The organism is Mesorhizobium sp. M7D.F.Ca.US.004.01.2.1 (genome assembly GCF_003997785.1).
GTDB lineage: Bacteria > Pseudomonadota > Alphaproteobacteria > Rhizobiales > Rhizobiaceae > Mesorhizobium > Mesorhizobium loti.
Window position 1 is genome coordinate 1 of sequence record NZ_RZRQ01000238.1, and the last position, 9258, is coordinate 9258.

The following is a 9258-nucleotide window of genomic DNA, read 5'->3' on the forward strand; positions in this document are numbered from 1 at the left end:
CTATTTGCCCTTGCGGACGGGGCGTACGGCAATCGGTGTCGTCGGCCTCGACAATGACAAGCAGGGGCCGCTGCTGACGCCCGAGCAGCAGCGCCTGCTCGATGCGCTGGCCGACCAGGCAGCGGTCGCCATCGAGCGTATTCAACTGGTCGCCGACGTCGACCGCGCCAAGCTCGCAGCCGAGGCGGACCGGCTGCGCTCGGCGCTGCTTACCTCCATCTCGCATGATTTGAAGACGCCGCTCGCCGCCATCATGGGCGCGGCCGGCACGCTGAGGGAATTCGCACCGGCACTTCCCGAACATGACCGGGCAGAACTGCTGACGACCGTGCTCGATGAATCCGAGCGATTGAACCGCTTCATCGCCAATCTGCTCGACATGACCAAGATAGAGTCCGGCGCAATGGAGCCGAACTACGCCTTCCACTATGTCGGTGACATCGTCGGCTCTGCCTTGCAGAGAGCCAGGAAAATCATTGCCGAGCACAACACCGAGACCGACATCCCATCAGATTTGCCGATGCTGAAGGTCGACCCCGTCCTGTTCGAGCAGGCGCTGTTCAATCTCCTCGACAATGCGGCGAAATATGCGCCGGCCGGTTCGACGATCCGCGTGCAGGGCTGGACCGACAACGGCTCCGTCCTCCTGCAGATCATGGATGAAGGGCCGGGCATTCCCCCTGGAGATCTGGAGCGGATTTTCGACACCTTTTACCGGGTGCGCAAGCGCGATCAGGTCCGTGCCGGCACCGGGCTCGGGCTGTCGATCTGCCGTGGCTTCATCGAGGCGATGGGTGGCACGATCACGGCGGCAAACCGAACCGATCGTTCGGGCGCGGTCTTCACTATCAAGATGCCGAAGCCGGCGAACCCGCCCAATTTCGACGCCTCGAATACGGACGATCTGGGTGACTTGGCATGACAAACTCGAACGTCAGGATACTGGTCGTCGATGACGAGCCGCCGATCCGCAAGCTGCTTCGCGTCGGGCTCGGCAGCCAGGGCTACGTGATCAGCGAGGCGCCGAACGCCAAGGTGGCGATCGAACTGATGGAGGCGGAGAAGCCGGACCTCGTCCTGCTCGACCTCGGCCTGCCCGGCATGAGCGGCCATGAGCTGCTGCGCAAATGGCGCGACGACGGTCTCGACATTCCGGTGGTCATCCTGTCCAGCCGCACCGACGAGGCCGGCATCGTCCAGGCTCTGGAACTTGGCGCCGACGACTATGTCACCAAACCCTTCGGTATGAACGAGTTGGTCGCACGCATCCGCGTGGCGTTGCGGCACAAGTTCCAGCAGCAGGGTGAAAAACCGGTGTTCCACACCGGCGACCTTAGCGTCGATCTGGTCAAGCGCATCGTCAAGGTCGAGGGCAAGGACGTAAAACTCTCGCCGAAGGAATATGATATCCTGCGCATCCTGGTGCAGCACGCCGGCAAGGTGCTGACCCACCATTTCCTGTTGAAGCAGGTCTGGGGCGATTCAACCGACGTGCAGTATCTCAGGGTCTATGTCCGGCAGCTCAGGCAAAAGATCGAGAAGAGCCCCGACCAGCCGCGTTACATCACCACCGAGACCGGCGTCGGCTATCGCCTGCGCGAGGTCGAGTGAGCAGGTCAGGTTTTAGCCGATAGCTTCCCGCGGCTGACCAAGGGGCATGGATACTCGCAAGGCCGCCAGGCAGCCGACAATGCCGAGCGGCACGAACGCAAGAAACAGCCAGGACGCGACATTCGCCGCTGCGTCGTGGTTCAGACCTTGCGAAAAACCGCTGGCATTGGCGACGATGCCGGCAAGTGCGGCACCCACGGCATAGCCGATGCGCTGCATGGTCGGCACCGCCGCCGAGGCGATGGTCTGCTCGCCCTCCGGGGCGGAGGCGACGATGACGCGCGTCAGGAACGGCCAGGCGATGCCGAAGCCGCCGCCTTGCAACAAGGCACAGATCAGGATCAGCGGGATGGAGCCCAGGGGTATCGTATAGGCGAAGCCGGCGATGCCGGCCGCGATCATCACCGCGCCGCCGATGATGATCAGCCGCTCGCGCTGCGGCGGCGCGTTGGCGACCAGGATCGACAGGATCGACCAGGCGATCGATTCGGCGGCAATGATGTAGCCGGTGGTCAGCAGCGGAATGTCGTGCAGGCTGGTCAGCAGCAGCGGCCCGTAGACACCGAAGGAACAGGTCGCCACAGAAAAGGCGGCAACCATGGTCATGCCGGCGCCCACAGGCGTGCGCCATGAGAACAGCCGCGCCGGGAACAGCCGCGAGCGCGGCTTCAGCGCGTCGATGTAAAAGAACAGCACCAGGCCAATGAGGCCGAGGGCCATCAGCAGCGAGGAGCGCAGCAAGGCGATGTCGACGCCGGCCGAGGCGATCAGCACCACGGCGACGGCAAGACAGCCAAGGGCCGCGAACGGGAAGGGCGGCGCCTTGCCTGTGCTCGTCCTGGGTTTCGTCGCTTCCGGCGTGTCGAGCACGATGAAGCTTGCCAGCGCCATGGCGGTGCCGCCGAGGGTGAAGATGCCGAAGGCCCAGCGCCATGACAACAACTCGGTCATGATCGCGCCGAGCAACGGTCCGCTGAAGGCGGCGACGCCCCAGATCGCCGACATGATGCCGAAAAGCTGCGGCCAGATGGCGCGCGAGAACAGCCGCTCGACCGAGACGAAGGCCAGCGACACCAGCGCACCGCCGCCAAGCCCTTCGATCAGGCGGCCGGCAAGGAACAATTGCATCGAAGGTGAGGTGGCGCAGATCAGCGCCCCAGCCGCGTAAAGCAGCGCGGCGACCACCATGTTGGTGCGCAGGGCAACATAGCTCACCAGTCGTCCGGCCGCTGCGCCGGCAACAATGGCACCGAGTTCATAGATGGCCAGCGACCAGCCGACGAGCTGCACGCCCGCCAATTCGCCGACCATGGCCGGCATCACCGTCGCCACCATCGTTTCGTTGGTGGCGTGCAACAGGATGCCGAGGCTGATGAAGCAAAAGCGCGCCAGGTCGCCGCTTGCCCACAATGTGCGCCAGTCGACCCTGTTTGTGCTGATTTCGGTCATTTCCACCCCCGCCTTCCATATCTCGACGCCAGCGCAGGACGCCAGAAGCCAGTGCGGGTTTCCGGCAGGACCATGCACATCGACAGCGCCGGATTGCGCGCCGCATCAAGGCGTTGTTGCGTTCGGGGCAGGCTTGTAAAACCTCAACCGCGATTGAGCTCAAGCGGTTTCTCGAGGATGGTTCGCGCGGCCGTCTTTTCGATCGGCGGCCTTTGTTGCAGCATCAGTTCTCGGTGCTGCGCAACTGGAACTGGCTGACGCCGATCGCGAGGTTCATGCCGGTCTGCGTCTGCAGGCTGAGTGGCTGCAAGGTGAAGGCCTGCGAGGAGCCGCCGACCAGAAGATTGGCGCCGGCGCCGACGGCCGCCGTCACCTCCGCGCTGGCGCCGATATAGTCGCCGGCCAACGCGCCCGGCGCATAGATGTTCTTCAGCGGCGTCAGCACGATCCACTGCATGACCGTCTGCTTCGTCGTGCCGATGTCGAGGCCGTATTTGTTGACGGCGCCGAAATAGGCTTCCGGCGCGAAGCTCTTGTCGGCGGGGTTGAAGGTGCAGCTCAAATCCTTGCTCGAGCCGAAAATGAAGCCGGTGCCGCCGCCTATGGCGCAATCGAGCGTACCGAGCTCTATGCCCTGGTCCTGGGCTTGCGCCGCCCCGGCAAACACGGTGGCGATCACGGCAGCGGCAATGGCTGTCTTCGGCATGGCGGTCCCCTCAAAATCAAACAAACGGCGCGGAACCATCCTATCTGGTTCCGCGCCGCAGGGTGAGGGGTCATGGAGCCCATGGCTCCATGCATTCACTTGAACGAGTGGATCAGCTGGAGCGAGGTCACAGCCACGGCAAGGTTGACGCCGGTCTGCGCCTGGACGCTGAGCGGCTCCAGCATGAAGGCGCTGTCCAGGCCACCAACCAGCAGGTTGGCGCCGCCGCCGGTCACGACGCTCGCCTCGGCGTTGACGCCGTAGTAGCTGCCGGCGAGATCGCCACCGTCGCGATCGCGGGTCGCAGCCAGCACGGCCCAGACCAGCTGGCCCTGATGCGTCTGGCCGACATCGACGCCGATCTTGGAGATGACGCCCGTGTAAATCTCCGACGGTCCGTGATGGTGGGGGCGGAAGACGCAGGAGACGCCCTTGTTGGACGCGACGATGTAGCCGGTGCCGCCATCAATGGTGCAGTCGAGCGTGCCGAGTTGCAGCTTGCCGGCGCTGGCAGGGGCAACGGCGAAGACCGTCGTGGCGAGGGCAGCGGCGCAGGCGAGTTTCTTGATCATGGGAGGTCCTTTCGCAAATCACTTCTTAACAACGGATTGGGTGGGTAGACCGTTCCGCTGAAAACTTGGCGCGATCAAGGCAGGAGCCAACAGCTTGCTGCCGGAGTTAATGCGCGGTTGCCGGATTGACGGGTCAGCGCCACGCCTCCTTTCGGACGCGAAGGACAAGCACCTTGATTGGCGCGAAGCCTGCTGAAATCGATATCAGCTGACGCGGGCGAGGCCATCCTTGGCCGGCTGGTAGGTCGGATCAAGGTGAACGGCTTCGCGATAGGATTTCGCCGCCTTGGCCTTGTCGCCGCGCCGCTCGTAGATCAGCGCCTGGTTGGCCCAGGCCTCGGCATTCTTGCCGTCGAGCTTGATCGCCATGTTGAAGTCCGAAAAGGCATTGTCTTCGTCGTTGGTCGCCAGATAGGAGAGACCGCGGCCGTTATAGGGTTCGGCGGCGTCGGGCGCCAGCGAGATGGCCGTCGAGAAGTCCTCGATGGCGAATTTGTGCTGGCCCTGGCTCTGATAGATCAGGCCACGATTATGGTAGGCGCGCGCGTCGGTCGTGTCGAGCTGGATCGCCTTCTGGAAGTCGTTGAAGGCGTCCTGGGTGCGACCCGCCTTGCGATAGAGATTGCCACGGCCGATATAGGCGGCGTCATAATTGCCGTTGATCTGGATCGAACGGTTGTAGTCCTCGAGCGCGGCGGTCTGATTGCCGAGGAAGCGCTGGATGAGCGCGCGGTTCGAATAGGCCTGGAAAAAATTCGGGTTGAGCTGGATGGCCTGGTTGAAATCCTTGAGCGCCGCCTGGTACTGGCCGCCACGGCCATAGGCCGAGCCGCGCACATTGTAGCCTTCGGGATCCTGGGGATTGCGCTGGATGACCGCCGACAGCGAGGAGATGTTCTCGCTCGACCCTTGCGCCTTGTCGATATTGTTGAATTCACCGGTCGGGCCGGCCGTTTGGCAACCGGCAAGCGCCAGTCCGGAGAGCAGGGCCGCTGTCAGGGCGAAACCACGCAATGCGGTCCCGCGCTCCACGCTTGTTGCGTTCATGTCTGCCCTGTCCTCACTTCAAGCCGCGTCGCTCAGGTCCGGTTCCCCCCTCCGGGCCGGGTCGCAATCAAAACAAAAAGGTGGCGGCGATTCCGCATCGCGCCACCTCTGATATCCTTCGAAAAGGACGAAAAATTGGCGTTAGAACCGCGGCGGACGCGGAGCACCACCTGGACCACCGGCGGCGCCGGCAGCAACCGGGCGGGGCGTCATCGGCAGCAGGCCTTCGCGCTGGGCGCGCTTGCGGGCCAGCTTGCGGGCGCGGCGGACGGCTTCAGCCTTTTCACGGGCGCGCTTCTCGGACGGCTTCTCGTAGTGACCGCGCATCTTCATTTCGCGGAAAATGCCTTCGCGCTGCATCTTCTTCTTGAGAGCGCGAAGCGCCTGATCAACGTTATTGTCGCGGACGAGTACCTGCACGGGCAATCCTGTCTTTCGGGTTTGATATCAACAGGCAAGCGGCCATAGCCACTAGCCTCCGCGGCGGTTTACACCACGAATTGGGGCGGCTGATAGCAGAATCATGCCGCGCTGTCCACAGCCGAAATGCACTTGGAGGCCAACCGTAGCCGGTTTGCCCCAGGATCAAGGGACCGACTAGGCCGTGGCAAGGTGAAGCCGCTCGAAATCCTCGAAGAACTCGCCGTAGTCGCAGGTGATCTCCTCGCCCGCGGCGATATCGCGGGTCGCGGTGGCTCCGCCATACTGTGAAAAATCCGTGTTTGGATTGCCGGCATGGTTCATGAAGCGCCCATTGTCGACTTCATAGACCATGAAACCCGGCCGGTCCGGGCTCGGATAGGCATAGCGGTCGAGCAATTCCCTGAGATGCGAGGGCGCTGCCTCGTATTTGTCCATCGGAATCAGCCGGTCGAAATCGGGATCGAGCCGCCAGATCGAAGCGCCTTTCCTGATGGGCTCGGCAGCGAACACGCCGACGCCCTCGATTGCGCTCGCAGCCACATAGGTTCTGATCAGCATCATGTTTGCAGGACCGATTTTGGCAAGAAGACCCGTTTCGACAGGAAACGGCATCGCCAAATCGCGGCGAAAAAGCAAGACCGCCGTCTGCCTGGCGGCTATGAACATGCCTATTCGCCGCGAAAAACCCATCACGTCCGGTTGATCGACACGCCGCCATCGGCCAGTAACGCCGTTCCTGTGGTGAAGCTCGAGGCGTCGGACGCCAGATAGAGCGCCGAGCGGGCGATCTCCTCCGGCACCGCGACACGCTTCAGTGCATGCAAACCCTCGACGAAGGCCCGCGATTCCGGAGTCTTGAAGGTTGCCGCCGGCGTGTCGGTGCCGCCGGGCAGCAGTGCGTTGACCCGCACGCCTTTCGGCCCGTATTCGGCGGCAAGCACCTGCGTCAGCCCGATCAGGCCGGCCTTGCTGGCGGCATAGCTGGTCATGCCAGGCATGCCGATGGTGTGGCCAACGAAGGTGGAGGTGAAGATCAGCGAACCGCCACCACGCTCGACCATCGCCGGCACCTGGTATTTGGCGCCGAGAAACGCGCTGGTGAGATTGGTGTCGAGCGTCTCGCGCCAGCCTTCCAGCGACAGTTCGGCTATCGGTCCCATCAGGCCGACGGCGCCGGCATTGTTGAACGCGATGTCGAGCCCACCGAACTTTTCGACCGCCGCATCGACAAGGGCTTTTGCATAGGCTTCGTCGCGGACATCGCCGGCAAGCGCGACAGCCATGCCATCGGCGTCCGCGATCTCGGCGACAAGTGCATCGAGCTCGGCCTGGCGGCGGGCGGCGACGATGATCTTGGCGCCTTCCTCGGCAAAGAGTTTTGCAGTGGCGCGGCCGATGCCGGAACTGGCGCCGGTGACGATGGCGACCTTGTTGGCGAGTGCGAACATTTTCTGCATCCTTGTCGTCGCGCCGGTCTAGCCGGCAATTGGATGCTTGGTCGCAAATGGGGCGAGTCGGAGCCACCCGATACCTGCAAAGGCCGCGTCGCCCTAGCTACTGCTTCAGCAGCCAACCGAGCCGATCGAGCGAGAATGCGTAGCTGATGACGATGAGCAGGGCGACGATGATGCCCGTGATCGTGCAACCGGCGACATAGAATCCGGCAGCACCGCCAAACAGGATGACCAGTTCGAGCACCAGCCGCACCGCGCCGGGCACAGGTACCGGTGCGCGGCCCGACCGGCTTGGGTCGTTGAGTACCGCGAAGGTCCCCCACAGCACAGCCGCAATGAGCGGCAAGGCCAAGGCGAGGACCCAGCGCCACCATCCGTCGGAGAGGCTCCAGCCGGCGATGCCGAGGCCGAGCAAGGCGGCAAGCTCCAGCAGAAAGCGCAACGTCATATTCCACCAGGCGTTGCCCATATTCGTCCTCCCAAGTCTCGCGGCAGGCAGTGTGACTGAACGCAGCGATGGCAGCCAGATCGCATGCGTCTTTTTCGTCGTGGCGCAAAACGGCAAGCGCCGTCGCAAACAGCGCAAGGGTGGAAGCGCTGTTTCGCTAGTGATACACCTCGCGCGTCGGGACCGAATGAATGCCCGGCCGCTATTTCGCGAGGCCAGGACGTTGAAGAAGTATTCGGTATTCGCCATCGCCCGCGAGGCCATGCGCGGCCACAAGGGCTGGGAGGAACAATGGTCCTCGCCTGAGCCGAAGAAGGAATACGACGTCATCATCGTCGGCGCCGGCGGCCATGGCCTGGCCACCGCCTATTACCTTGCCACGGTGCATGGCATCACCAATGTCGCGGTGCTGGAAAAGGGCTGGCTCGGCGGCGGCAACACCGGCCGCAACACCACCATCATCCGCTCCAATTATCTCTATGACGAGAGCGCCGGCATCTACGACCATGCGCTGAAGCTGTGGGACGGGCTCAGCCAGGAGCTCAACTACAACGTCATGTATTCGGCGCGGGGCGTCATGATGCTCGCCCACAATGTGCACGACATCCAGGTGCTGAAGCGCCACGTCCACGCCAACCGCCTGAACGGCATCGACAATGAATGGTTGTCGCCGGAGCAGGCAAAGGAATTCTGCCCGCCGCTCAACACCTCCAAAGACGCGCGCTATCCGGTGGTCGGGGCTGCGCTGCAGCGCCGCGGCGGTACGGCGCGCCACGATGCGGTTGCCTGGGGCTATGCGCGCGGCGCTTCGGCGCGCGGCGTGCACATCATCCAGAATTGCGAGGTCACAGGCGTCAAGCGGGCCGCCAACGGCGCGGTCATGGGCGTCGATACGACGCGCGGCTTCATCGGCGCCAAGAAGGTCGGCGTCGTTGCCGCCGGCCATTCCTCGGTCATCATGAACATGGCCGGCGTGCGCATGCCGCTGGAAAGCTATCCGCTGCAGGCGCTGGTGTCGGAGCCGGTCAAGCCGGTGGTGCCCTGCGTAGTGATGTCGAACACGGTGCACGCCTATATCTCGCAGTCCGACAAGGGCGAGCTGGTGATCGGCGCCGGCACCGACCAGTATGTCTCCTATTCGCAGACCGGCGGCCTGCACATATTGCAGCATACGCTGGACGCCATCTGCGAGATGTTCCCGATCTTCACGCGCATGAAGATGCTGCGCTCGTGGGGCGGCATCGTCGACGTCACGCCCGACCGCTCGCCGATCCTGGCCAAGACGCCGGTGCCCGGCCTCTATGTCAATTGCGGCTGGGGCACGGGCGGCTTCAAGGCGACGCCGGGCTCCGGCCATGTCTTTGCCCATACGATTGCCAAAGACGATCCGCACCCGATCAACGCGCCTTTCACCATCGAGCGCTTCCGCACCGGCCGCCTCATCGACGAGGCGGCGGCGGCGGCGGTGGCGCACTGATGATGGCGCAGATGGCTGTGGCGATGCCGCTGATGCTGGCGGGGGAACAAGTGCTGGCGGGGGGACGGGGC

General features: G+C 63.7%; 11 protein-coding genes. 3 read left to right on the forward strand and 8 right to left on the reverse strand.

From position 1 onward, the window contains the following. On the forward strand, window positions 1–922 hold a 922-nt coding region (locus EN993_RS25485; RefSeq protein ID WP_164757803.1), incomplete at its 5' end, for an ATP-binding protein. Next, entirely contained in the window at window positions 919–1611 is a 693-nt protein-coding gene (locus tag EN993_RS25490; RefSeq protein WP_127265150.1) for a response regulator transcription factor, read from the forward strand. The genes EN993_RS25485 and EN993_RS25490, both read left to right, overlap by 4 nt. Window positions 1612–1623: 12 nt before the next feature. Here the strand turns inward: EN993_RS25490 and EN993_RS25495 are convergent, their stop codons facing one another. The 8 genes from EN993_RS25495 to EN993_RS25530 all read right to left on the reverse strand — a co-directional run bounded on the left by EN993_RS25495 (window position 1624) and on the right by EN993_RS25530 (window position 7731). Next, complete coding sequence (locus EN993_RS25495; RefSeq protein ID WP_127265151.1) at window positions 1624–3060, reverse strand: MFS transporter; 1437 nt, start codon at window positions 3058–3060, stop codon at window positions 1624–1626. Between the two features lie 223 nt (window positions 3061–3283). Then, window positions 3284–3766, reverse strand: a complete 483-nt coding sequence (locus tag EN993_RS25500) for a DUF992 domain-containing protein (RefSeq protein WP_127265152.1) — start codon at window positions 3764–3766, stop codon at window positions 3284–3286. Between the two features lie 95 nt (window positions 3767–3861). Next, the gene (locus EN993_RS25505) at window positions 3862–4338 is read right to left on the reverse strand and encodes a DUF992 domain-containing protein (RefSeq protein ID WP_109659151.1); all 477 of its coding nucleotides are present in this window, start codon (window positions 4336–4338) and stop codon (window positions 3862–3864) included. Window positions 4339–4542: 204 nt separating this feature from the next. Further along, complete coding sequence (locus EN993_RS25510) at window positions 4543–5385, reverse strand: tetratricopeptide repeat protein (protein ID WP_109659153.1); 843 nt, start codon at window positions 5383–5385, stop codon at window positions 4543–4545. A 141-nt stretch (window positions 5386–5526) separates the two neighbouring features. Then, window positions 5527–5805 (reverse strand): 30S ribosomal protein S21, encoded by a 279-nt coding sequence (rpsU, locus tag EN993_RS25515; RefSeq protein WP_023671138.1) that lies wholly within the window; start codon window positions 5803–5805, stop codon window positions 5527–5529. 177 nt (window positions 5806–5982) lie between these two features. Then, complete coding sequence (locus EN993_RS25520) at window positions 5983–6369, reverse strand: SET domain-containing protein-lysine N-methyltransferase (protein WP_109661202.1); 387 nt, start codon at window positions 6367–6369, stop codon at window positions 5983–5985. Window positions 6370–6497: 128 nt separating this feature from the next. After that, window positions 6498–7256 carry an SDR family oxidoreductase gene (locus tag EN993_RS25525; protein WP_126070402.1) on the reverse strand — a complete coding sequence of 253 codons (759 nt, stop codon included), beginning with the start codon at window positions 7254–7256 and terminating at the stop codon, window positions 6498–6500. Between the two features lie 106 nt (window positions 7257–7362). Then, window positions 7363–7731 carry a DUF2568 domain-containing protein gene (locus EN993_RS25530; protein WP_127265153.1) on the reverse strand — a complete coding sequence of 123 codons (369 nt, stop codon included), beginning with the start codon at window positions 7729–7731 and terminating at the stop codon, window positions 7363–7365. 202 nt (window positions 7732–7933) lie between these two features. Between EN993_RS25530 and EN993_RS25535 the strand changes: the two genes are divergently transcribed. Then, entirely contained in the window at window positions 7934–9187 is a 1254-nt protein-coding gene (locus EN993_RS25535) for a sarcosine oxidase subunit beta (RefSeq protein ID WP_109659157.1), read from the forward strand. Window positions 9188–9258 lie beyond the last annotated feature (71 nt).

Coding starts and splice junctions, on each gene's coding strand:
- EN993_RS25520 (WP_109661202.1), bottom strand. CDS start 6,369: ATGATGCTGATCAGAACCTATGTGGCTGCGAGCGCAATCGAGGGCGTC.
- EN993_RS25500 (WP_127265152.1), bottom strand. CDS start 3,766: ATGCCGAAGACAGCCATTGCCGCTGCCGTGATCGCCACCGTGTTTGCC.
- EN993_RS25490 (WP_127265150.1), top strand. CDS start 919: ATGACAAACTCGAACGTCAGGATACTGGTCGTCGATGACGAGCCGCCG.
- EN993_RS25495 (WP_127265151.1), bottom strand. CDS start 3,060: ATGACCGAAATCAGCACAAACAGGGTCGACTGGCGCACATTGTGGGCA.
- EN993_RS25530 (WP_127265153.1), bottom strand. CDS start 7,731: ATGGGCAACGCCTGGTGGAATATGACGTTGCGCTTTCTGCTGGAGCTT.
- EN993_RS25525 (WP_126070402.1), bottom strand. CDS start 7,256: ATGTTCGCACTCGCCAACAAGGTCGCCATCGTCACCGGCGCCAGTTCC.
- EN993_RS25510 (WP_109659153.1), bottom strand. CDS start 5,385: ATGAACGCAACAAGCGTGGAGCGCGGGACCGCATTGCGTGGTTTCGCC.
- EN993_RS25505 (WP_109659151.1), bottom strand. CDS start 4,338: ATGATCAAGAAACTCGCCTGCGCCGCTGCCCTCGCCACGACGGTCTTC.